17 protein-coding genes are annotated in these 21932 nt (G+C 74.5%); 6 read left to right on the forward strand and 11 right to left on the reverse strand.

What is annotated here, in order from left to right:
* Positions 1-2 precede the first annotated feature (2 nt).
* From amrb99_RS24030 to amrb99_RS24045, 4 genes are all read right to left on the reverse strand, one after another.
* Positions 3-1358: a VWA domain-containing protein gene (locus amrb99_RS24030; protein WP_190859813.1), complete on the reverse strand. Its 1356-nt coding sequence runs from the start codon at positions 1356-1358 to the stop codon at positions 3-5.
* Positions 1355-2791 (reverse strand): protein phosphatase 2C domain-containing protein, encoded by a 1437-nt coding sequence (locus amrb99_RS24035; RefSeq protein ID WP_190859815.1) that lies wholly within the window; start codon positions 2789-2791, stop codon positions 1355-1357. The genes amrb99_RS24030 and amrb99_RS24035 overlap by 4 nt, the downstream gene beginning before the upstream one ends.
* Positions 2788-5205 (reverse strand): serine/threonine-protein kinase, encoded by a 2418-nt coding sequence (locus amrb99_RS24040; protein ID WP_190859868.1) that lies wholly within the window; start codon positions 5203-5205, stop codon positions 2788-2790. Before amrb99_RS24040 ends, amrb99_RS24035 begins: the two co-directional genes overlap by 4 nt.
* Positions 5206-5267: 62 nt before the next feature.
* Positions 5268-6518, reverse strand: coding sequence for a hypothetical protein (locus tag amrb99_RS24045; protein ID WP_190859817.1), 1251 nt, complete (start codon positions 6516-6518; stop codon positions 5268-5270).
* A gap of 198 nt (positions 6519-6716) precedes the next feature.
* On the opposite strand from amrb99_RS24045, the gene amrb99_RS24050 reads away from it, so the two are divergent.
* Entirely contained in the window at positions 6717-7232 is a 516-nt protein-coding gene (locus amrb99_RS24050) for a WYL domain-containing protein (RefSeq protein ID WP_190859819.1), read from the forward strand.
* Positions 7233-7257: 25 nt separating this feature from the next.
* Here the strand turns inward: amrb99_RS24050 and amrb99_RS24055 are convergent, their stop codons facing one another.
* On the reverse strand, positions 7258-8139 hold the full coding sequence (locus tag amrb99_RS24055) for a lysophospholipid acyltransferase family protein (RefSeq protein WP_190859821.1): 882 nt from the start codon (positions 8137-8139) through the stop codon (positions 7258-7260).
* 57 nt (positions 8140-8196) lie between these two features.
* Complete coding sequence (locus tag amrb99_RS24060; protein ID WP_190859823.1) at positions 8197-8868, reverse strand: class I SAM-dependent methyltransferase; 672 nt, start codon at positions 8866-8868, stop codon at positions 8197-8199.
* A 65-nt stretch (positions 8869-8933) separates the two neighbouring features.
* Here amrb99_RS24060 and amrb99_RS24065 point away from each other — a divergent pair, with 65 nt between their 5' ends.
* Positions 8934-9767, forward strand: coding sequence for a helix-turn-helix domain-containing protein (locus amrb99_RS24065; protein WP_347256825.1), 834 nt, complete (start codon positions 8934-8936; stop codon positions 9765-9767).
* Positions 9768-9772: 5 nt separating this feature from the next.
* On the opposite strand, the gene amrb99_RS24070 is transcribed toward amrb99_RS24065, so the two are convergent.
* The 4 genes from amrb99_RS24070 to amrb99_RS24085 form a co-directional block, all read right to left on the reverse strand.
* Complete coding sequence (locus amrb99_RS24070) at positions 9773-10882, reverse strand: glutamate--cysteine ligase (protein ID WP_190859825.1); 1110 nt, start codon at positions 10880-10882, stop codon at positions 9773-9775.
* A gap of 111 nt (positions 10883-10993) precedes the next feature.
* The gene (locus amrb99_RS24075; protein WP_190859827.1) at positions 10994-11761 is read right to left on the reverse strand and encodes a methyltransferase domain-containing protein; all 768 of its coding nucleotides are present in this window, start codon (positions 11759-11761) and stop codon (positions 10994-10996) included.
* Positions 11762-11800: 39 nt separating this feature from the next.
* Positions 11801-12580: an alpha/beta fold hydrolase gene (locus amrb99_RS24080; RefSeq protein WP_190859829.1), complete on the reverse strand. Its 780-nt coding sequence runs from the start codon at positions 12578-12580 to the stop codon at positions 11801-11803.
* 82 nt (positions 12581-12662) lie between these two features.
* Complete coding sequence (locus amrb99_RS24085; protein WP_190859831.1) at positions 12663-14294, reverse strand: PucR family transcriptional regulator ligand-binding domain-containing protein; 1632 nt, start codon at positions 14292-14294, stop codon at positions 12663-12665.
* Positions 14295-14466: 172 nt separating this feature from the next.
* On the opposite strand from amrb99_RS24085, the gene amrb99_RS24090 reads away from it, so the two are divergent.
* Together amrb99_RS24090 and amrb99_RS24095 are read left to right on the forward strand one after the other, a co-directional pair.
* Positions 14467-15795 carry an aspartate aminotransferase family protein gene (locus tag amrb99_RS24090; RefSeq protein WP_190859833.1) on the forward strand — a complete coding sequence of 443 codons (1329 nt, stop codon included), beginning with the start codon at positions 14467-14469 and terminating at the stop codon, positions 15793-15795.
* A complete protein-coding gene (locus amrb99_RS24095) occupies positions 15795-17312 on the forward strand; it encodes a CoA-acylating methylmalonate-semialdehyde dehydrogenase (protein ID WP_190859835.1) in 1518 nt (505 codons plus the stop codon). The genes amrb99_RS24090 and amrb99_RS24095 overlap by 1 nt, the downstream gene beginning before the upstream one ends.
* Here amrb99_RS24095 and amrb99_RS24100 read toward each other — a convergent pair.
* Positions 17248-18672 (reverse strand): phospholipid carrier-dependent glycosyltransferase, encoded by a 1425-nt coding sequence (locus amrb99_RS24100; protein ID WP_190859842.1) that lies wholly within the window; start codon positions 18670-18672, stop codon positions 17248-17250. The two genes, amrb99_RS24095 and amrb99_RS24100, sit on opposite strands and share 65 nt — an antisense overlap.
* A gap of 470 nt (positions 18673-19142) precedes the next feature.
* Between amrb99_RS24100 and amrb99_RS24105 the strand changes: the two genes are divergently transcribed.
* Positions 19143-19487, forward strand: a complete 345-nt coding sequence (locus tag amrb99_RS24105; protein WP_190859844.1) for a hypothetical protein — start codon at positions 19143-19145, stop codon at positions 19485-19487.
* A gap of 365 nt (positions 19488-19852) precedes the next feature.
* Positions 19853-21115, forward strand: coding sequence for an ABC transporter substrate-binding protein (locus amrb99_RS24110; protein ID WP_241755856.1), 1263 nt, complete (start codon positions 19853-19855; stop codon positions 21113-21115).
* The last annotated feature ends 817 nt before the right edge of the window (positions 21116-21932 follow it).

Consider the following 21932-nt stretch of genomic DNA (forward strand, 5'->3'; position numbering starts at 1 on the left):
GCTCAGCCCTCGCCCCGCCGCGTCGGGACGGTCTCGTCCTTGCGGGTCGTCGGGGTCTCGGCGCCGCGCGTCCGGACGGTCTTGGTGGAGCGGGTGTCGAGCGTCATCTCGTCGGCCTTGTCGACGTCGCGCTTCAGCCGGACGGTCCCGGTGACCGGGTCGACGACGTCCACGACCCGGCGCAGCAGCGCGGTGATCTCCTCGTTGCCGGCCTGGTCGGCGAGCACGACCGCGCGGCCGAGCCGCGCGGTGGCGGTGTCGACGTCGCCCTTGCCGCGGGCCTCCAGGCCCTCCTGGATGGCCTGCGCCAGCTCGGCCTGCCCGGTGTAGTCGGCGACCCGCGAGTTGATCTTGGTGGAGAGGGCCTCGTCGTCGGTCCACTGCGCGAGGACGTTCCCGGTCGCCAGCACCTGCGCCTCCTCGCCGGGGGCGCCCGGCACGACCAGCTTCACCCAGGCGGCGCGGACCTCCTTGCCGATCTCGCCGGGCGGCACCTCGACGCAGACGTGGTAGTCGCGGCTCTCCGCGCCCCACGCGCCGAGCGGGTAGTCGCCGGCCTGCGGCGCCGACTCCACCCGCTTGCCGCTGAGGTCGTCCACCGACGGCATGACCTGCTTGACGAACTTCAGCGTCGCGGTCTTCGGCGTCCACACCCGCAGCGCCACGTCCGCGACGGCCTTGCCCATCGCCGCCTCCGTCATCGCCCGGAAGTCGGCGGCGAGGTCGTTGGTGTCGCGGATGAACTCGACGCTGCCGAGCATCGCGGACGCGATCCGGCGCAGCTCGGCGACCTCCCAGTCGGTGCCGATGCCGCGGCAGTCGCAGACGAACCGGCCCGCGCAGCGCGCCAGCGCGGCGTTGAGCTGCTCGGGCGTCTCGTGCTGGTTCTTGCCGTCGGTCAGCAGGATCGCCTGCCGGATCGCGCCGGGACGGGCGTCGAAGATCTGGTCGGCGAGCCGCAGCCACGACCCGATGGCGGTGCCGCCGGACGCCTTCAGCCGCTTCAGCTCCTGCTTGGCGCGCTGCCGGGCGCCGTCGGACGCCTTGACCAGGCCGGGCTGCTGCGGGAAGACCATCGACGCGGAGTTGGAGCCGGAGACGATGGCGAACTCGACGCCGTCGCGCAGCGTGTCCACCGCGGTCTGCGCGGCGGCGACCGCGGCGCGCAGCTTGCTGTCGGGGTACGACATCGAGCCGGACGTGTCGATGATGATCACCACGGCGGCGTCCACCGCGGACGGCGACGGCAGCGCCGGGCCGGTCGCCTCGACGGACACGATGGCGTGCACCTCGCGGCCGCCCGCGGGCAGGTACTTGTTCTGGTCGACCTTGATCGTGAATTGCGGCTGCTCGCTCATCGGTGCTGCTCCGTGCTCTCGGGGTGCGTGCGCGGGGGGACTGGGGGAGGGGGGAAGGGGATGACCGCGACGGTGATGTTGTCGCGCCCCCCGGCGTCGAGGGCGTGCCGCACGAGCGTCCGCGCGGCGCCGAGCGGGTCGGCGGCCGGGTCGGGCCGCTCGTTCTCGGCGGGTGCGCCCTCGGCGGCGCCCGCCGCCGCGTTCCCGGCGGCCGCCTCGAGGCCCTCGCCCGCCGCCGCGGGGTCGTGCGCGGGGGCGTGCGCGGAGCCGCCTCCGGGCCCGCCGAGGAGGGCCGCCAGGTCCGCGGCCGCGGGGAAGTAGTTCCACAGGCCGTCGCTGCACACCAGCAGCGTGCCGGGGCCGGTCGGGCGGAACGTCGCGACGTGCGGCCGGACCTCGCCCGCGTCCGCGCCCAGCCAGGCGGTGATGACGTGCGCGTTCGGGTGCGCCTCCGCCTCGGCCTCGGTCAGCGCGCCCTGCGCCACCATGATCGCGGCCCACGAGTCGTCCTCGGTGAGCTGCCGGGACGCGCCCAGCTCGGCCATGTCGCCCGTGTTCGGCTCGGTGTCGCCGGTGTTCGGCTCGGTGTCGTCCGGTCCGAGGCCCTCCGGCCGCGTCGCGTCCGGGCGGGTCTCCTCGTCGCCGGAGTCGGCCGTCCCGTCCCCGTCGGCGGACAGCCAGTAGGCCCGGCTGTCGCCGACCCAGCCGACGGTCAGGGCGCCGCCGCGCGTCACCGCCGACACGTACGTGCACGACGGCGCCTCCGACGGGGACGCGGCGAGCGCCGCGACCGCGTCGGCCGCCTTCAGCGCCGCCGCGCGGGTCGCCTCCTCGGGGTCGCGGCCCGCGTCCAGCAGCGCCGCCAGCTCGGCGGCGGCGGTGTCGGCGGCCGCGCGGGACGCCTCGTCCGGACGCTGCGACGAGCCGACGCCGTCCGACACGACCGCGACGACGCCGGCGGCGTGCGCGGCGAGGGCGATCGCGTCCTCGTTGCGGCTGTAGCGGCGGCCGCGGTCGCTGGCGCCCGCGGCCGCGAGCGGTCCGGACCCGTTCGCGGCCGGGCCGGCGGATCCGCCGGCGGCCGGAAGGCCGATCTCGACATGGTCGCGTTCGGCGGGCTGGCGCAGGCCGCACCGCTCGCAGTAGCCGTCCGCGTCGATCGCCGCGCCGCCGCACTCCGGGCACGGGCGGGCCTCGCCCGCCGCGCGGCGCCGCGCGATCGAGGCGGAGCTCTGCCGGATGGTCGCGCCCTCCCGGGGCGCCGCGCCGCTCCCCTCGGGACCGGCGGGCGGCGGGTCGCCGAGCTTGTGCCCGCAGTTCTCGCAGAACACGTAGCCCGGGTAGACGATCTCCCCGCACACCGGGCAGGTCGGTTCGGCGGGCTTGGCCGCGGCCGTGCCGTCGACGGGGGCGGCGGTCGGGTCGTCGGTCACAGCAGCGTCCTCGGGCGTACGGCGTTGGCGGAGTCGATGAGCAGGCGCGACTCGGCGCGGTCACGGGAGCGGCGCGCCAGTTCCCGGTAGGTGCGCTCCAGCCGGCGCCGCAGCGGGGTCTCGGCGAGCGGCGCGCCCATGAGCGCACCGCCCTGCGCACCGCCCGGCGCGCCGTTGCCGGAACCGGCGGGCAGCCAGTCGAGCGCGGCCTCCAGGATCTCGGCGGCGAGTCGGTCGCGCCGCTCGTCGTCCAGGTCGAGGCCCTCCAGCCGCTCGCCCGCCGCGACCAGCTCGGCCGCCGTCAGGTCCGCGGGCGCGCGGCCGCGCACCGCCGTCGCGACGGCCGCGACCTGCGCCGGCACGTACCGGATGGAGATCTTCGGCACCGCGTCCAGGGCCTGCACCGCGGCGGCGCGGCGGCCCGCGGCCAGGTGCACGCGGGCCAGCCCGAACGCCGCCGTGAGGTAGCCGTGGTCGGTCCGCCACACCAGCTCGAACAGCCGGACGGCCTCGTCCGGCGCGGAGTGCTCGCGGCAGTAGGCGAGGCCGAGCTTCGGCGCCGCCTCGCCGGGCAGCAGCGAGTACAGCCGGTCGAAGCACCGCTCGGCCTCGGCGACCCGCCCCGAGGCGAGGAGCGACACGGCGCGGAACCAGTCCACCCGCCAGTCGCCGGGAAGGCTCTGCGCGAGCCCGTCCAGCAGGGCCGACGCCTCGTCCGCGCGGCCCGTCTCGATCTTGACGCGGGCGAGCGCCAGCATCACCTCGGGGGTGCGCTCCGGCGCGCTCTCCAGCACCGGGCCGAGCTGCTCGTCGTCCAGCGCGGTCAGCCCGGCCAGGAACGCGGCGGCCGGGTCGGCGCCGTCCACCAGCGGCACCGGCAGCGCGGACGCCGCGACCTCCGGCGGGACGGGCGGCAGCGCGGACTCGGCCGCCAGGTCGCCCGCCATCCACGGGTCGAAGCGCTCCGGCCCGAACAGCGCGGACGGCGCGGGGCGCGGCGCGCCCTCCTCGGCGGCCAGCACCTCCCGCAGCACGCCGGTGAGCTGCTCCGCCATCTCCGCCGCGTCCTGGAACCGCTCCGCGGGCTCCTTGTGCGTCGCCCGGCGCAGAAACCGGTCGTAGGACTCGTACTTCTGGAGCAGCGGCACCTCCTCGCGCGGCGGCAGGCTCTCCGCGTACGCCCGGGTGTAGCCCTTGAACGGGAAGCTCAGCACGGCCAGCGCGCGCCCGACCGTGTAGAGGTCGGAGCTGATCGACGGGCCGACGTCGGCGATCTCCGGCGCCTGGTAGCCGATGGTGCCGTAGATGGCGCCGTCCGGGTCGTCCAGCCGCCGGACGCCGCCGAGGTCGATGAGCTTCAGCTCCTCCTCGGACTGGATGACGTTGTCGGGCTTGAAGTCGCAGTAGACCAGGCCCTTGGCGTGCAGGTAGTCGAACGCGCGCAGCACCTCGAGGCCGTAGGCGATGGCCTGCGTGAGCGGCAGGTGCTTCTCGCCGGTGGGCTGCGGCTGCTCCAGCAGGATGTCCTTGAGCGACTGGCCGCCGACGTACTGCATGACGATGTAGCCGTCGCCGTCGTGCTCGACGAAGTTGTAGATCTTGACGATGTTCGGGTGCTCGACCTCGGCGAGGTAGGCGCGCTCCGCCGCGGCGGCGGCCATGGCGTCGGCGTCCCCGGTGTCCAGCAGGCCCTTGAGCACCACCCACCGGTTGCTGACGTTCTTGTCCTGCGCGAGGTAGATCCAGCCGAGGCCGCCGTGCGCGATGCAGCCGAGCACGCTGTACTGCCCGCCGACCAGGTCGCCGGGGCTGAGCTTCGGGGTGAAGGAGAACCCGGTGCCGCACTTCGGGCAGAACCCCTCGGTGCGGCCCGGCCGGTCGGGGCGGCCGCGCCCGACGGGCTCGCCGCAGTTGGAGCAGTACCGCTTGCTCTCCGCGACCTGCGGGTCGCTCATCACCGCCGAGGACGGGTCCCGGTACGGGACGCGCGGCACCTCGACGAGACCGGCGCCGAGCATCCCGCGCCGTCCGGACGACCGCGACGAGCCGGTGCGGGTGCTGCCGGTGCGGGTCGTGCCGCTCGTGCCGCTCGTGCCGGTCGTTCCGCTCGTCCCGGTCGAGGCGGACGGCTGGTCCGGGGGCGAGCCGCATTCGTCGCAGTAGCCGTCGACGATCGTGCCGGAGCAGCCCGGCTGGCGGCATTCGCCGTCCGGCGGGGCGGACGCCCCCGCCGATCCGGACGGCGCCTGCGCGGCCGGGGCGGCCGCCGAGCCGCATTCGTCGCAGTAGCCGTCCACGATCGTGCCGGAGCAGCCCGGCTGGGTGCAGGCGTCCGGCGCGCCGGACCCGGAGGCGGGCGACCCGGACGCGGAGGATCCGGAGGCGGGCGACGTGTTCGGCGAAGCGGGCGGCATGCCGCATATGACGCAGTAACCGTCCTCGATGGTTCCGCCGCAGCCCGGCACGGTGCACTGGCTCAACGTTCCGCTCCCTTCGCCCGCGAGGTGATGGCCTGCTGGTAACCCGACAGCGTCACGGTCGCCTCGCGCAGGTCGCACGGCGAGGTCCAGAGCAGCTCGCGGGCCCGCTCGTAGATCGCGGCGAGTTCGGCGTCCTCGGACCCGCCGAGGCGGGCGGCCTTCGCCCGGTACGCCTCCAGCCGTCCGCGCAGCTCCTCGCGCCGGTCCAGCAGGCCCCGGATCACCTCGACGTCCCTGCGGGCCTGGTCCAGCGCGGCGTGCATCGCCCGGTCCAGGTCCGCGACCCGGTCGGCGAGGTCGTTCCAGCCGCCGCCGCGGGCCGCCGTGCCGTGCGGCGGCCGGCCGACGGCGGCGAGCCGGTCGGCGAGCGTGGCGGACATGTCCGGTAGATCCGGCAGCACCGGCGAGGCGATCTTCGCGAGCACCTCGTCGCGGACGCGGCGCGCCTCCGCCTCCGTGCCGCGCAGCGCGTCGAGCACGGCCGCGATCCCGGCGATCCGGTCGGCGAACCCCTCGCGCAGCCGCTGCGCCTCCTCGAGGCCGCGCCGCACGTCCGCCAGCGCGGTGCGCAGCGCGTCCAGCCGGCCGGTGTCGGCGCGCCCGCCCTTAGCCAGCGCGAGCGGATCGGCGCGCACGACCGCGGCCACGGTGCGCAGCTCGGCGGTCAGCCGGTCCAGGTCGGGGTCCGTGCCGCCCAGCGCGGCCAGCAGGTCGGCGGCGGCGCGCTGCTCGGCCTCCACCTCGGCGAGCCGGGACAGCAGCGCCGACCAGACGGCGTCGAGCGCGGCGACGGTCTTGGCGACGTCCTCGTACAGCGGCGTCATCCGCGCGACCACCGCCTGCAGCGTCAGCCTCTCGCCGGACGGGACGGCCAGCAGCGTCCGGCGCTCCAGCGGGACCTCCTCGGCCGGCAGCTCCACCGACGGCCCGGCCAGCAGCCGGGTCAGCTCGGCGAGCCGCGACCGGTCCGGCCGCGGGTGGAGGGCGCGCAGCCGCTCGGCCTCGCCGAGCGTGCGCCCGTAGTGGTCGAACAGCGCCCAGATCTCCGCCATCCGCGACCGCACCTCGGCCTGCACGCGCCGCGTCTCCCCGTCCAGCGCCGCGCCGTCCAGCAACTGGTACCCCGGATGCCCCTCCAGTTCGAGCAGGGCCGTGCTGATGCGCTCCTTCTCGTCGCGCAGCTGCGCGAGCGCCCGGTCGGCCCCGTCCCGGTCCAGCGGGGGCCGGGCCGCCCACACGTCGTTCACCGCCCGTCCGCGATCATGCGTTCGCCCCCGATTCCCCCGAATAGAGCACGTTTTGGGGCACAGTGTTCACCATGCGGCGTGGGCATCTCAAGCGAGCCCGCGATCGGAGCGCGCCGTGCCGCCCGTCCTGCGTCAGGTGACGCTTTCCGGGCGTTCCCGCCACTGCGAAATGTCAGTGTTCGAACGTATGATCGAACCATGGCGAACGTTGCGACGCACCTTCGGACCACCCCCGCGCACGACGCGGCCGGCACCGTGCTCACCGCCGCCGAGATCGCGGCCCTCGCGCTCTCCCTCGCGCACCTCGGCGCCGGCCCGCAGGCCGCCACCGCCCGCCGCGCCCTGCGCTCCCTCCTCGACAACGCCGGCCACGACGACGTGGTCGCCGCGACCCTGGCCACCCTCACCGCGCCCCTGGACGCCTCCACCGCCGACCGCGCCCGCGTCATCGCCGCGGCCATCACCGAGCACCGCGTCGTCCGGCTCTGCTACGGCGACGCCGGCGCCAACGTGACGATCCGCGAGGTGGAGCCCGTCACCTGCCTCGTCCACCGCGACCACTGGTACCTCGTCGGCTGGTGCCGCATGCGGCGCGGCGTCCGCGCCTTCCGCTTCGACCGCATCCTCGCCGTCGAGTCCACCGGCCTGCCCTCGCGCCCCCGCCGCGCCGACCGCTACCTGCCGTTCCAGCGCCGGACGGCGCACGCGGCCTGACGGGGGCCGGGCCGGCGCCGCGCCCTCAGCGCAGGACGCGGCGCCGGCCCCGCACGGCCCGCCCGAGCAGGCGGCCGGTCGAGCGGGCCAGCCGGCCCGCCGGCGTGCGCGACGGGTCGTCGCGCTGCTCGGCGCGCAGGCCGTGGATGATCTCCTCGACGGCCTTGCGGGTCAGGTCGCGCACCTCGGTGACCGCGCGGTCATCGTCCGCGCGGCCCTCCCACAGCGAGGTGTCGATCGGCTCGCCGAAGCCGAAGTAGAGCCGCTGCGGGCGCGGGATCGGCGTCGGGCCGATGCAGCGCGACACCGGCATCAGCACGTCGTCGCGCAGGCCGCGCTCGCCGAGGACGGCGCGGCCGAGCAGCCGGGCCGGGGCGAGCAGCGGGCTGCCCGGGTCCAGCACGGTGGTGAACATCTCCTCCACCCCGACCGAGCCGAACGGGATGATCGGGCAGCCCGCCTCCACGGCGAGGCGGGCGAAGCCCAGCCGGCCCTCCCATTGCAGCCGGTACCGGTCGGCGCGGTCGCGCGTGGCCTCCCGCGCGCCCCCGGGGAACACCACGACCATCTGCCCGTCGCTCAGCAGGGCCCGGCAGTTGGCGCGGGTCCCGTCCACCGAGCCGCCCAGGTCCATCACGCTGCGCCACCCCGGGATCCGCCAGTGCGCGTGGTCGGCCAGCGACCGCACCCACACCCCGCGTCGCCGGTGGATCTCGAAGAAGATCAGCGGCGCGTCGACGACCCCGTACACCGTGTGGTTGCCGACCAAGAGCGCCGGACCCGTCCGGGGCACGTTCTCCATGCCGTGGAAGACGGGCGAGGTGTACGCGCGCCACGGTTCGAGCGCCAGGTCCGCAGCGCGGATCAGCGCGCCGGACGGCGGGGTCCAGTCGAGGGGGGAGGCCATGGCGACCGATCGTAAAGGAGACCGACCGCCGCTCCTGACCCGAGGGTCAGCGACCGCTTACTCGAGCGGCTCATAGAACGAGTCGACCGCCGGCTGCCCGGTGTAGTTGGGACCGGCCTGGTCGTCGGCGCCCAGGTACCGGAAGGGGAACCGCACCTCGCGCCGCCCCCGCAGGGAGATCCGGCGGCGCCGCCCGTCGTAGTGGAACCCCGCCTCGCGCAGCGCCGCCCCGACCCGCCGCCCGCCCGCGCCTCCCCCCGGACCTCCGCTCGGAGCCCCGCTGGAGGACCCGTCCGAGAGCCGGACGCTCGCCGCGTCGAAGTTCGCCACGAGCAGCCCGTCCGCGCTGAGCCACGACGCGGCGCGTGCCAGGACGCCCAGCTTGTCGCCGACGTAGTGCAGGCCGTGCACGCACGTGATCAAGCCGTACGGCGCGTCCGGCGCCCACTCCGCGACGGACGCCGTGACCAGCCGCACGGCGCTCGCCGCGGGCAGGAAACGGCCGGCCAGGTCGACGCCCGTGATCCGCGCGTCCGGGCGGCGGGCGGCGGCCTCGGCCAGCGCCCGCCCCGCGCCGCAGCACAGGTCGAGCCAGCCGTGGTCGATCTCCGCGAGGACGTCGATCCCGAGCTCCCGCCCGTACGACCTGAGCGTCCGCTCCCGGTTCATGGCGCAGTTGGCCACCACCGGTGACCTTTCCAACGTCACGTCGTCCAGCCGCCGCTCCATGCCCGGATTCTGGCACCGCGCGCGGCCCGGCGACGGGGGACGCCCGAAGAACTAGCATTGCGGCGGTGAGCGCCCGGGACGTCCTTGAGCATCTGCAGCGGCTCGGCATGTCCGGATACGAGGCCAAGGCGTACGTGGCCCTGGTCGGGGCGGGCAGGCCGGTCAACGGGTACGAGGTGGCGAAGCGCTCCGGGGTCCCGCGCAGCACGGTGTACGAGACGCTCGGCAAGCTGGTGGCGCGGGGCGCCGCCTACGAGCTGCGGGGATCGTCCGACGCGACCGAGTACCTGCCGCTGCCGCCCGACGCGCTCCTGGACCGGATGCGGCGGGAGTTCGACGGGTCGGTGGACGTGCTGAGGTCGGCGCTGCCCGCCGTGGCGGCGGCCCCCGAGGGCCACCTGATCCACGGGCTGAAGGACGCCGAGGCCATGCTGGACCGGGCGGAGGACGTGATCGCCGGTGCCCGGCGCGACCTGTTCATGTCCGTGTGGCCGGAGGAGATGCGGCGGCTGCGGGAGGCGGTCGTCGACGCCGCCGGGCGGGACGTCGAGGTGTCGGTGGTCTCGTTCGGCGAGGACGCCGACCCCTTCGGCGGGGACGGTGACGGGGCCGTCTACCAGCACCGGTACTCCGCGCCCGAGGCCGTCCTGGAGGATCTCGGCTACCGGCTCCTGGTGGTCGTCGGCGACCGGCGGGAGGCCGTCGTCGGCGGGTTCGGCGAGGGCGCGGCGTGGGGGATCTACACGGCGGACCCGGCGGTCGCGCTGATGGCGGCCGAGTACGTCCGGCAGGACATCGCCCTGCAGATCCTCGCGGACCGGGTCGGCGCCGGGGAGCTGGACCGCCTGTTCGCCACCGACCCCGGCCTCCTGCGCCTGCTCGGCCGCGGCCGCCCCTGACGCGGTCAGGAGGTGGTGCGGCGGACGGCGTCCGAGACGACGGCGGTCACGTCGCGGGTGCGGGCGTACACGGCGCGTTGCACCTGGGCGCCGTTGCCGCGCTCCAGGATGCCGTGCAGCAGCCGGGTGGCGGTCGTCAGGTCGCCCGCGCGGTCGAGCGCCGGGCCGAGATGCTCCAGCAGCGCGCGGACCACCTCGTGGACGGGGGCGGCCCGGCGGGTCGCGGGGTGCACGAGGTCCTCGCGCAGCCCGGACCGCCCGGCGCGCCACATCGCCAGCCGCATCAGGTCGGCGCGGACGGGGTCGGGCGGCTCGCCCGCGTGCCACGACTCGGCGGCGGTGTCGACCATCGCGCGGACCAGCGCGGCGATCAGCACGGCGTCGTCGGCGTGCATGCACACGTCGGGGACGCGGATCTCCACGGTGGGGTAGCGGCGGGACAGCCGCGCGTCGTAGTAGATCATTCCTTCGTCGACGAGCGCGCCGGTGTCCAGCAGCGCCTCGACGGTCGCGCGGTAGGCCTTGGCGGAGCCGAACAGCTCCGTCGGGCCGCTGGACGGCCACCGCCCCCACACCTGGTACCGCCAGCTGTCGTAGCCAGTGTCGGCGCCCTGCCAGAACGGGGAGTTGGCGCTGAGGGCCAGCAGCGCCGGCAGCCAGGGCCGGATCCGGTCGAGGACGGCGACGCCCTCGTCCGGCGTCGCCACGCCCACGTGGACGTGGCAGCCGCAGGTGAGCTGCTCGTCGGTGGTGGCGGCGTAGGCGTCCGACATGCGCCGGTAGCGGTGCGTCGGGGACAGCGACGGGCGGACGGCGACCGGGGAGGTGGCGAGGGCGGCGACCGTGATGCCGACGCCCGCCGCGGCCTGCGCCGCCGCCTGCCGCGCCGACCTGACGTGCGCGGACACCTCGTCGAGGGTGCGGCAGACGGGGGTGCAGATCTCCAGTTGCTCGCGCTGCAGCTCGCATTCCAGCGGTTCGGACCGCCGCCCGCCGTTGAACAGGACCTCGGCGTGGCGGCGGGCGTACTGGACGACGGAGCCGGAGACGGCCTGCGGCACGCCGCTGACGGGGTCGACGAGAAGGAGCTCCTCTTCCACCCCGAAGGTGCGCATACCCGTCGAACTGCGAAGTGTCACTACATGGTTGTGCCCTCAGCGCACTGAAGTACCTCCTCCAGGTGACACCCGGATGGCCGGAGGCGGCGCGCGAGGGGCGCGGAAGGGCTAGCGGGCGGGGCCGGGAGCCGCCTGGGCGAGGACGACGATGAACGAGGCCGTCACCATGACCGGACCGCGGTCCAGATGGTCCAGCCAGCGGCGGGCGGCGTCCCGGTCCAGGTGGCCGGCCTCGACGGCGCGGCCGGTGGTGCGGCGCAGCCCGAACACCTGTTCGGCCGTGGCCGGATCGCGGAACACCGGGGCCGCGTTCAGCACCGACAGGACCGCGAAACCGGCCGCCTCCGCCAGCCGCGGGACCTGCCGGCCCATCGCCCGGTTCCGGTTGGCGCTCCCGGCGACGAACCGGGTGAACGCCAGGCTCGTCTCCAGGTCGGGGTGGTCGATCGCGAGCGTGTCCCAGTCGGGTTCGGCGAGCGCCAGCAGCCCGCCCGGCCGCAGGACGCGGCGCAGCTCGCCGAGGGCGCGGGGCGGGTCGTCCAGGTGCATCATCACCCGGTCCATCCGGGCCCGGTCGACGGAGGCGGCGTCCAGGGGGAGGGCGTGCGCGTCGGCCCGCTCCACCCGGACGCCCGGCAGGTCCGCGGTGCGGCGCCGCGCCTCGTCCGCCATGGCCGCGTCGTGGTCGACGCCGATCACGGTGCCGGACGGCCCGGTCGCGGAGGCGAGGGCGGCCAGGTCGGTGCCCGGTCCGCAGCCGACGTCCAGGAGCGTGTGGCCGGGCTCGATGGAGAGGGACTCCAGCATGTGGCGCTTGTAGGCGTGCGCCACGTCCGTCCCGGCGACCCTGTCGAGGTAGTCGATGCTCGCTGCCATGCGGCGATCAAACCAGCCGGATGTGGAGGAGATGTGCGCTCACGGTGCCAGCCATGTGCTCAGCAGCTCTCCCGTCTCCTCCAGGCGGTCGATGTAGAGCATGTGGCCGGACTCGATCTCGCTGATCGTCAGCACGTCGCCGAGGGTGGCGCGGCAGTCCACGACGAACTCCGGCCGCACCAGGTCCGCGAGCGTCGCGATCACCAGGTGGGTCGGCAGGCCAGCGGGCGGCGGGACGTGGGGGCGGGCCATCTCCGAGTACGCCGCCACGATCGCGGCCCGCTCGTACCGCCAGCGGGTGCGGCCGTCCGGGCCGTGCTCCAGGTGCTCGCCGACCTCGTCGCTCACGGTCTCCTCGGAGGCCAGGGACCAGCGCGCCACCAGCGACGCGCGCGCCTCGACGGCGTCCGCGAACGACACCTCCGCCATGTACCCGCGCGCGGTCCTCGCGGCGTCCTCCGGGTCGAGCCCGATCGCCGGGTCCAGCAGGACGAGCCGCCGCACCCGGTCCGGCGCGGTCCGCGCCAGATGCACCGCGATCATGCCGCCGTAGGAGTGCCCGACGAGGTCGGCCGTCTCCAGGCCCTCGGCGTCCATGACCGCCAGAACGTCCTCGACGTGCTGCTCGACGCCCCACGGCGGCAGGTGCGGGGAGCGGCCGTGCCCGCGCAGGTCGGGCGCGAGGGTGTACCGGTCCGCGAGGTGCCGCTCGGCCGTCCGCCGCCACCGGGCCCCGTGCCCCGTGACGCCGTGCAGGGCGACCAGCGGCTCTCCCGATGGATCTCCGTACCGATGAACATGCAACGCCGCGTCCGTCATGCTGGAAAGCGTAAACGCGGAGTAAGCCAGGGGCCCGCCGTTCGCCGATCGCCTCCAGCCGATCCCCGGCCCCCCGCGCCGGTCAGGACCGTTCCCAGCGGACGGAGCTGAGGGCGAGCAGCGCGACGTGGAGGGAGACGCACGACTCGACGTCGTCGAGGTCGGCGTCGAGGACCCGCTCGATGCGGCGGAGCCGCTCGTAGAAGGCCGGGCGGGACAGGTGGGCCTGCTGGGCGGCGACGGCCTTGTTGCGCCCCGACTCCAGGTACAGCTCCAGGATGCGGGTCAGGTCGCTGCCGCGCTGCGCGTCGTACTCCAGCAGCGGGCCGAGCTCGCGCTCGACGAACGTCTGCACGCGGGCGTCGTCGCGCAGCAGGTGCAGCAGGCCGCGCAGCCGCAGGTCGGGCAGCCGGTAGAACAGCCGTCCGCCCGAGCCGCGGGCGGCGACGTCGGCGACCTGCTCGGCCTCCAGGAACGAGCGGCGGACGTCCCGGATCGTCTCCACCACGGACCCGGCGGCCATCACGGTGTCGCCGCCGGACTGCTTGCGGATCCGGGTGGCGACCTCGGTGAGCGCGGTCTCGGCGTCGGCGCGGGCGGGCAGCGAGGCCAGCACGCCGACCCGGGCCTGCGGGCCGCCCTCGTCCAGCACGCCGACCAGGGCGGCGAGGCGGGCGTCCTTGCAGGCGGCGGCGACCGTCTCGGCGAGCGCCGACAGCTCCCCGACGGGCGGCGCGGACCCGCGCGCCGCGTGGGCGGGGCCGCGGTGCCGCAGCACGGCGCCGAGCAGCCGGCGGCCGGACAGCGGCACGCCCAGCGCGCGGGCGCGCGCGGCGGCCTCCTGCGGGTCGGAGTAGGCGTGCGCGAGGATCCGGGCGATGATCGTCCCGTGCGCCTGCCGCTCGACGCTCTCGGCGTGCCGGTCCAGCAGCCGGCCGAGCGCGAGGGTGGTCGCGGCCCGCTCGATCAGCACGGTCTCGCGCGGCGACGGCGGCGAGCCGAGCACGATGATCAGCCGGCCCCAGTCCTCGCCGCGGGCGCCGACCGTGGTGACGAGCCAGCCGGACGCGGCGTCGTAGCCGGTGCGGGTGCGGGGCCGGACGGCGCGCGAGCGGGTCTCCCACGCCGACAGCAGCTCGGCGGGGTCGCGGCCGGCGGCGTCGGCGGCCAGCACGCGGTGCGAGAGGTTCTCCAGCACGACCGGGTGCCCGCCGATCGCGGCGACCTGCCGGACGACCTCGTCGGTGGAGGCGCCCTCCACCGACAGCTGGGTGAAGATCTCGTGCAGCTGCTCGGAGGCGCGCAGCTCGGCGAACTGCTCCTGGACGATCCGGGCGTGCACGGACTCGGTGATGTCGACGAACGCCGGCTCGTGCGCCAGCACGACGACCGGGAGGCCGAGCTCCTCGGCGGCGGCGACCAGCGCGGCGGGCGGCCGGCTGGCGTAGCGCCGGCCGAGCTCGATCATCAGGCCGCTGACGCCGACCTCGGCGAGCTCGGCGATGTAGGCGCGCAGCCGGTCCGGCTCGTCGGGCAGCGCGATGCCGGTGGTGAGCACCAGCTCGCCGCCGTGCAGCAGGTGCGCGATGTCGGTGACCTCGGCGACGTGCACCCAGCGGACGAGGTTGCCGGTGCGGTCGGCGCCCGCGACGACGCGCGGCTGCCCGCGGCGGACCGCGTCGAGCTGGAGGACGTCGTCGAGTGTGGGCAGCATCGCCCGCGATGATATCCGACAGCCTGTCAATGCCGATGACCGAGAGGTTTACAGGGTGTAGGCGCCTGGGGGAGGCGTCCGGCGCCGCCGTGTTCCACTCCGTCAACCGGCGGGCCGGTGTCGTGACACTCTGCCGCTGGCCCCGCCGCCGCGCCGCACCGAGACTTGGCACATGTCGGAACACGCGAACCTGCTCCGGCGCCACAGGGCGGTCATGCCGTCCTGGTTGGCGCTCAACTACCAGGACCCCATCGAGATCGTCGGCGGCAAGGGAAACCGCGTGACCGACGCCGAGGGCAACGGCTACCTCGACTTCTTCACGGGCATCCTGACCAACATGATCGGGTACGACGTGCCCGAGGTGCGGGAGGCGGTGGAGCGGCAGCTCGCCACCGGCGTCGTGCACACCTCCACCGCCTACCTGCTGCGCGGCCAGATCGAGCTGGCCGAGAAGATCGCCCGGCTGTCCGGCATCCCGGACGCGAAGGTGTTCTTCGCCAACTCCGGCACCGAGGCCAACGAGACGGCGCTGCTGCTGGCCGCGTACGCGCGGCGCAGCGACCAGGTCCTCGCGATGCGGCAGAGCTACCACGGCCGCTCGTTCGGCGCGACGGGCATCACCGGCAACCGGGCGTGGACGAACCTGTCCTACTCGCCGCTGAACGTCCACTTCCTGCACGGCGCGGACCGCCACCTCCCGCAGTTCGCCGGCATGTCGGACGCGGCGTACGTCGACGCGTGCGTGCAGGACCTCCGGCACGTCCTCGCGACCGCGACCGGCGGGGACGTCGCGGCGCTGATCGCCGAGCCGATCCAGGGCGTCGGCGGGTTCACGATGCCGCCGGACGGGCTGTTCGCCGCCTACAAGGAGGTCCTGGACGAGGCGGGCATCCTGTTCATCTCGGACGAGGTGCAGACCGGGTGGGGGCGGACGGGCCAGGGCTTCTGGGGCATCGACAACCACGGCGTGACGCCGGACATGATGACGTTCGCCAAGGGCCTCGGCAACGGGTTCGCGGTCGGCGGCGTCGTCGCGCGCGGCGACCTGATGGACGCGCTGCACGCCGTCGGGCTCTCCACATTCGGCGGGAACCCGGTCTCGATGGCGGCGGCGAACGCGACCCTCGACTACGTCCTGGACCACGACCTGCAGGCCAACGCCGCGAAGCAGGGCCGGACGATCATCGGCGGGCTGCGGGAGGCGGCGGCGCGGTTCCCGGTCGTCAAGGACGTCCGCGGCAAGGGCCTGATGTTCGCGGTCGAGCTGGCCGACCCGGAGACCGGCGAGCCGAGCCCGCCGCTGGCCGTCGCGCTGATGGAGGCGGCCCGCGAGCGGGGGCTGCTGGTCGGCAAGGGCGGCCTGTACGGCAACGTGGTGCGCATGGCACCGCCCCTCACCCTGACCGACGCCGAGGCCCTGGAGGGCCTGGGCGTCCTGATCGCCTCGCTGGAGTCCGTCACCGCGGACGCCGCGCTGAACGCAACCGGGAAGACCGCCTGATGACCGACGCAGAGTCCCAGCGCAAGCACATCACCCACTGGATCGGCGGCAAGCCGTTCGACGGGGAGGCCGCCCGGCGCGGCGACGTCTACGAGCCCGCGACCGGCCGCGTCGCCGGGCACGTCGACTTCGCCTCGGCCGCCGAGGTGGACGCGGCCGTCGCCGCCGCGAAGGCCGCGTTCCCCGGCTGGCGGGACGCCTCCCTCGCCAAGCGGGCGTCCGTGCTGTTCCGGTTCCGCGAGCTGGTCGCCGCGCACCGCGACGAGCTGGCCCGGCTCATCTCGTCCGAGCATGGCAAGGTGCTGTCGGACGCGGCGGGCGAGGTCGCGCGCGGACTGGAGGTCGTGGAGTTCGCCTGCGGCATCCCGCACCTGCTCAAGGGCGGGTTCTCGGAGAACGTGTCGACGAGGGTGGACGCCTACTCGATCCTCCAGCCGCTCGGCGTGGTCGCCGGGATCACCCCGTTCAACTTCCCGGCGATGGTGCCGATGTGGATGTTCCCGGTCGCGATCGCGTGCGGGAACACGTTCGTGCTCAAGCCGTCGGAGAAGGACCCGTCGGCGTCGGTGCGGATCGCCGAGTTGTGGGCCGAGGCGGGCCTGCCCGACGGGGTGTTCAACGTCGTCCACGGCGACAAGGCGGCGGTGGACGGCCTGCTGCGCCACCCGGACGTGAAGGCGGTCAGCTTCGTCGGCTCGACGCCGATCGCGAAGTACATCTACGAGACGGCCGCGGCGAACGGCAAGCGGGTGCAGGCGCTCGGCGGCGCGAAGAACCACATGCTCGTGCTCCCGGACGCGGACCTGGACCTCGCGGCGGACGCGGCGGTGTCGGCGGGCTTCGGCTCGGCGGGGGAGCGCTGCATGGCGATCTCCGTGGTGGTGGCCGTCGACCCGGTCGGCGACGAGCTGATGGCGAAGATCCGCGAGCGGGTCGCGAAGCTCAAGGTCGGGCCGGGCGACGACCCCGAGGCGGAGATGGGCCCGCTGGTGACGAGGGCGCACCGCGACAAGGTCGCCTCGTACCTGGACTCCGGGGTCGCGCAGGGCGCCACCCTCGCGGTCGACGGCCGCGGGACGCCGGTGCTCGGCGGCGCCGGGGACGGCTTCTGGCTGGGCCCGACCGTCCTCGACCACGTCACGCCGGAGATGGACGCCTACAAGGACGAGATCTTCGGCCCGGTCCTCGCGGTCGTGCGGGCCGGCTCGTACGACGAGGCCATGGAGCTGATCTCCGCGAACCCGTACGGCAACGGCACCGCGATCTTCACCAACGACGGCGGGGCGGCGCGCCGCTTCCAGAACGAGGTGGAGGTCGGCATGGTCGGGATCAACGTCCCGATCCCGGTGCCGATGGCGTACTACTCGTTCGGCGGCTGGAAGGACTCGCTGTTCGGCGACAGCCACGCGCACGGCATGGAGGGCGTGCACTTCTACACGCGCACCAAGGCCGTCACGGCACGCTGGCTCGATCCGAGTCACGGCGGCGTGAACCTAGGGTTCCCCACCAACGGGTAGCGGTCTCCTCGTCGTCCGCGCGGTCGGCCTCGTCGCCGGCCGCGCGGCGGCGTACCGCCGACAGGCCGAGGCCCACGGCCAAGCAGGCGAACGGCACCGTCGGGACGACGTAGCGGTAGTCGAAGTCGGCGCTGGCGATGGGGAACAGCAGGAGCGTGGCCGCCGTCCCCCACACCATCAGGACCTCGCGGCGCCGCCCGCGGGCAGCCAGGAGGGCGACCGCGCCCAGCCCGAACACGGCGCCGATGGCCGGACCCGGCAGGAACCAGTGCCTCTGGTAGCCGATCATGCGGTCCGCGTACGGCCGGACGACCTCGCTCGGCGTGCCCGTCCGGCCGTACCGCATCGCGTCCGCGAGGACGGTGCCCGGCGCGCCGTGCCTGTCGGCGTAGGCGAGCCCGCTGGGGAACAGTTGCGGCCGGTCGGGGAAGTGGTACAGCCGCTCGGTCGTCGAGTTCGGGTAGGGGTACCGGCGCGGGCTGAAGGCGCGCCCGACGCCCTCGCCGACCGCCCGCAGGTAGTCGCCCGGCTGCGCCAGGATCGCGCGGACGGAGAAGTCCCGGAGCCTGCTGTTCGCCTCCGGCGACACCACGGGCGACAGCAGCTCGCGCGGCGGGATGTCGCCGCGCCAGATCAGGTGGCCGGGCGCCTCGCGCCGCTCGTCGGCGCCCGGGGGCAGGCACAGGGCCGCCTCGTCCGGCGGCGGGCGCATCTTCGCGCAGTCGGCGAACCCGGCCGTCCGCCCCCACAGGTAGATGCCGTCGGACGTGGTGAGCGCGTAGGTGCCGCGTCCGGCGTGGAACCACATCGCGTACGCGACGAGCGGGACCGCGGCGGCCGCGCCGAACGCGAGCGCGGCGCGCCACCCCCGCCGCCGCAGCAGCAGGCAGAGCAGGACGACCGGGACCACCGGCGCGCCCGCCGACCGGACGAGCACCGCGTAGCCGAGCAGCAGGCCGGCGGCCAGGGCCGTCCACCACGGCGGGGCCCGCCCGTCGCGGACGCGCCAGAGCAGCAGCGTCAGCGCGCCCGCGATCAGGAACATGAACAGCGTCTCGGACATCAGCAGGTGTTCGAGCTCGATCTGGTACGCGTCGTACAGCACGGGCAGCGTGACGAGGGCGGACGCCCAGGCGGGCAGCCCGGCGCGGCACAGCACCGCGTACGCCATCACCGCGATTGCGAGCCCCATGAGGTGCTGGACGACCACGACGGCGGTCAGGCTGTGCAGCGGTTCCAGCAGCCGCAGCACGAACGAGTACCCGAGCGTCTTGCTGGGCGACGGCGCGGGCCGCAGCGCGTAGCCGACGTAGAAGTACGAGTCGCCCGTGAACCACAGCCCGTGCGGGTAGGCGCGCACCGCCGTCCAGCGCAGCGCGGCACCGCCCGCGAGCGCCAGAACGAACGGCGCGTGGCGGAGATACCGACGAAACGCCCAGATAGCAATAAATGGCGCAAAAAGCCTTGACGGCACGCGGGACCGCCTCGCGGTGCTCGATGTCGGAACGCGGGTACCGGCCACGCTAGCCGCGAGCGGTGACGCGACGGTGAACGCGGGATTGCGGCCGGTGACGCGGGCCGGGGCGCCCGGCGCGAACCGGCAGGCCGGGCCGGGTGTCCGGTACTTTCCCACGGCCGTGGATATCCGTCGTTGATTTTCGTCCGGGCCCTCCGGACGAATAATGGCTCCACCCATTGACGGCGTCTGTGGCGGGCGACACAATCGCACTATCAATTAAAAGGGGCGAAATTAAAAGTCAGGCTCCGGAGTCAGAACGGGATCCGGCGTTCCGGTGACCGGTGGGACGGGACGAGCAGGAGTGCCGCGCTATGACCGCTGACGACCACGCCGCGGAGGTCGACGCGCTCGGCCGGCGGTTCCCGGGCTGGACGATCTGGTTCGGGCCGTTCACCCGCCGCTGGTGGGCGCTTCCACCCCGCGAGCGCGACCTCGGCGACTTCCTGGAGGCCGACACCCCGCAGAGCCTCATCGCACGGATAGAGGTGGTCAAGCACACCGCACCCAGGCATCCCTCCGACGACGGCCCCAGGCCGTTCCGCGACCCCCGGCAGAGCGCGCGGCGTCCCTCGAATCTCCTCCGTCTCGAGGGCGTCACACCGCCGCCGCCGCGCCGGGCGCCGGTGACCGCGTGGCCAGGCAGCACTGCAAGGTGATCCGCTGTTCCCCAACCTCGCCACGTCCACCGGCTGCACCGCGGCCCCGGGAAGGGCAGCCCGCGCCACATCCCTCTCCAGCAACCTCCGTGTGGCGCGGACACCGGCACCCACCGCCCTCCCGGGGCCGTGGCGTTTCCGCATACGAACCGGAAATGACTTTATGAATGGTCCCGGCCCGAGTAGCGATCTTCTGTAATATCGCCGCTCGGCGGCCCGAGTCGGAAGAGCCGCCACCGGAAACCTGCGAATGGCTTGCGGACGGCCCCCGGCGCCCTCGTGAATGGCGGCCGGGCCGCGGCCGGCCCGGCGTCCCGGGCGGGGCGCGCACCGCTCCGCCGTGCCGGAGGCGCTACGCTGCGCCGATGGGTCCGTCCGCGACGGGGGACGGCTCTGCGGAGGGGATCGGGAGCGACATGCGGCGGAGGGCCGGCCGGCGGACGGACGGCGGGAGGCTGGCGGCGCTGGCGGTGACCGCGGTGCTGGCGGTCGCGGGCCTCGGCGCGTGCAGCGAGGAGAACCCGGAACCGGTCGGTGTCGCGAAGGTGGCGAGCACGCTCGGCCCCGGCGAGGGCTCCCTCGACCTGCTGGCGATGCCGGGCTCGGTGGAGAGCGGCACCACCGATCCGCGCGTCGACTGGGTCACTCCCTTCCAGGAGCGCACCGGCTGCAAGGTCGGCGTGAAGCTGGTCAAGACCCCGCAGGAGATGTACGACCTCATGCGCAACACGGACCGCCGCTACGACGGCGTCGCCGCGCCGCCCGAGGTCGCGGGCCGCCTCGTCGCCGAGCACCAGGTCACCGCGGTCAACACCAGCCTCGTGGACGGCTACAAGAAGCTGCAGCCGAAGCTGCGGGGCCTGCTGAAGCAGGACGGCAAGTACTACGGCGTCCCCTACGTCTGGGGCGCGAACCTCCTCATGTACGACACCCGCACCGTGCAGCCGCCCGCGAGCTGGTCGGCGCTGTTCGACCCCGAGCAGGCCCGCCGCTACTCCGGGAAGCTGATCGTGCGCGACAGCCCGCTCGCGATCGCCGAGGCCGCGCTCTACCTCAAGGGCCACGACCGCAAGCTCAAGATCGGCGACCCGTACTCGCTGACGCCCCGCCAGCTCGCCGCCGCCGGCCGGGTCCTCTCCCGGCAGCGCCCGCACGTGCTGAAGTACTGGGAGCAGCCCGCCGACGCGATCAGCGCGTTCGCCGGGGGAGCGGCCGTGCTCGGCGAGGCCGGCCCCTACCAGGTCGACGTGCTGGACCGCGCCGGCAAGCCCGTCCAGGCCGCCGAGCCGTCCGAGGGCGTCACCGGCTGGATGGACGCGTGGATGATCGGCGCCCGCGTCCAGCACCCGAACTGCATGTACCAGTGGCTGCAGTGGACCGCGTCCCCGGACGTCCAGCAGCAGGTGGCCGAGTGGACCGGCGTCGCCCCCGCCAACCCGCAGGCGTGCTCCGGCGACCGCCTCCGCGCGGGCTTCTGCGGCGCCTTCCACGTCGGCGACCGCGACTACATCGACAAGATCATGTTCGCGCACGCGCCCACCCGCGTCTGCGGCGGCAAGACCAAGAAGGCCGACTGCACCGACTACGCCGAGTGGACCAAGACCTGGATCGAGTCCACCAAGGCGTGACGCACGCCCGAGTCGGGCTCTGATGGTGGTGGCGCGTCCGTCAAGGGTCTCTCCGGCGCGCCCGACCGCCCCTGGATGTGGCGTCGCGCCTCTCTGTGGCGTTAAGAGTCTCTCCGGCGCGCCCGACCGCCCCCAGTCGGGCGCGCCTCTCGGGTGGTCCCGGGCGTCCCCCCGAAGGCCCGGGTCACCCTTCTCCCTGGAGAGACCTCCACGACGACGGCGTCGATGGCCGTCGTCCGCACCGGGGCCGGTTCCTCGACCGGCCGTCCGGCGTTCGTGAGCGGCTCCCATGGGCCCCGCGGCGTGCGGGGTGCCGGTGGGGCCGGTGCGCAGTCGTCGCACGCGAACACCCCGGTGGAGTCCGGCAGGCGGCCGACGCGGACGCGCGGCCGGGGCCATTTCTTGCGGCAGACGACGCAGGCGTCGCCGAGGCGCTGAGCGGGGCTCAGCGTTCCCGGGTCGAACGTCGGCTCGCCCGTCTGGCCCATGTCCCCATCCCCCTGGCGGGAGTCGAATCACGTCACTCCTTTATAGGCGGGATCGGGTGTTGTCCCTGCTAGTGAAGGTGAAAAGGGCGGCAAAGGCTCTCGTGTCGACCGTCCGTTCATGATCATCGGGGGTTAACGGCGGGGCGGAGCACACGCGCACCGGGCGAGAGCTTTGCCATCTTTTGGTGGGTTATTGCGTACAAAGGAGATATGTCTGTCCGGATCGATGCGCGGCGCGTCCGGCCGCGGTCCGAGCGGGCACGCGTGACGCTGGCGGCGGCGGCCGCCGCCGGCTCCTCGCTCGCCGCCGCGGTGGCCGCGGCCGCGGC

The organism is Actinomadura sp. RB99 (genome assembly GCF_014706005.1).
Lineage (GTDB): Bacteria > Actinomycetota > Actinomycetes > Streptosporangiales > Streptosporangiaceae > Spirillospora.

What these genes read in the sequence shown, in the direction of transcription:
- amrb99_RS24055 (WP_190859821.1), bottom strand. Translation starts at nt 8,139, where the DNA reads ATGGCCTCCCCCCTCGACTGGACCCCGCCGTCCGGCGCGCTGATCCGC.
- amrb99_RS24105 (WP_190859844.1), top strand. Translation starts at nt 19,143, where the DNA reads ATGACCGCTGACGACCACGCCGCGGAGGTCGACGCGCTCGGCCGGCGG.
- amrb99_RS24095 (WP_190859835.1), top strand. Translation starts at nt 15,795, where the DNA reads ATGACCGACGCAGAGTCCCAGCGCAAGCACATCACCCACTGGATCGGC.
- amrb99_RS24050 (WP_190859819.1), top strand. Translation starts at nt 6,717, where the DNA reads ATGGCGAACGTTGCGACGCACCTTCGGACCACCCCCGCGCACGACGCG.
- amrb99_RS24080 (WP_190859829.1), bottom strand. Translation starts at nt 12,580, where the DNA reads ATGACGGACGCGGCGTTGCATGTTCATCGGTACGGAGATCCATCGGGA.
- amrb99_RS24060 (WP_190859823.1), bottom strand. Translation starts at nt 8,868, where the DNA reads ATGGAGCGGCGGCTGGACGACGTGACGTTGGAAAGGTCACCGGTGGTG.
- amrb99_RS24085 (WP_190859831.1), bottom strand. Translation starts at nt 14,294, where the DNA reads ATGCTGCCCACACTCGACGACGTCCTCCAGCTCGACGCGGTCCGCCGC.
- amrb99_RS24075 (WP_190859827.1), bottom strand. Translation starts at nt 11,761, where the DNA reads ATGGCAGCGAGCATCGACTACCTCGACAGGGTCGCCGGGACGGACGTG.
- amrb99_RS24070 (WP_190859825.1), bottom strand. Translation starts at nt 10,882, where the DNA reads ATGCGCACCTTCGGGGTGGAAGAGGAGCTCCTTCTCGTCGACCCCGTC.
- amrb99_RS24110 (WP_241755856.1), top strand. Translation starts at nt 19,853, where the DNA reads ATGGGTCCGTCCGCGACGGGGGACGGCTCTGCGGAGGGGATCGGGAGC.
- amrb99_RS24030 (WP_190859813.1), bottom strand. Translation starts at nt 1,358, where the DNA reads ATGAGCGAGCAGCCGCAATTCACGATCAAGGTCGACCAGAACAAGTAC.
- amrb99_RS24040 (WP_190859868.1), bottom strand. Translation starts at nt 5,205, where the DNA reads ATGCCGCCCGCTTCGCCGAACACGTCGCCCGCCTCCGGATCCTCCGCG.
- amrb99_RS24090 (WP_190859833.1), top strand. Translation starts at nt 14,467, where the DNA reads ATGTCGGAACACGCGAACCTGCTCCGGCGCCACAGGGCGGTCATGCCG.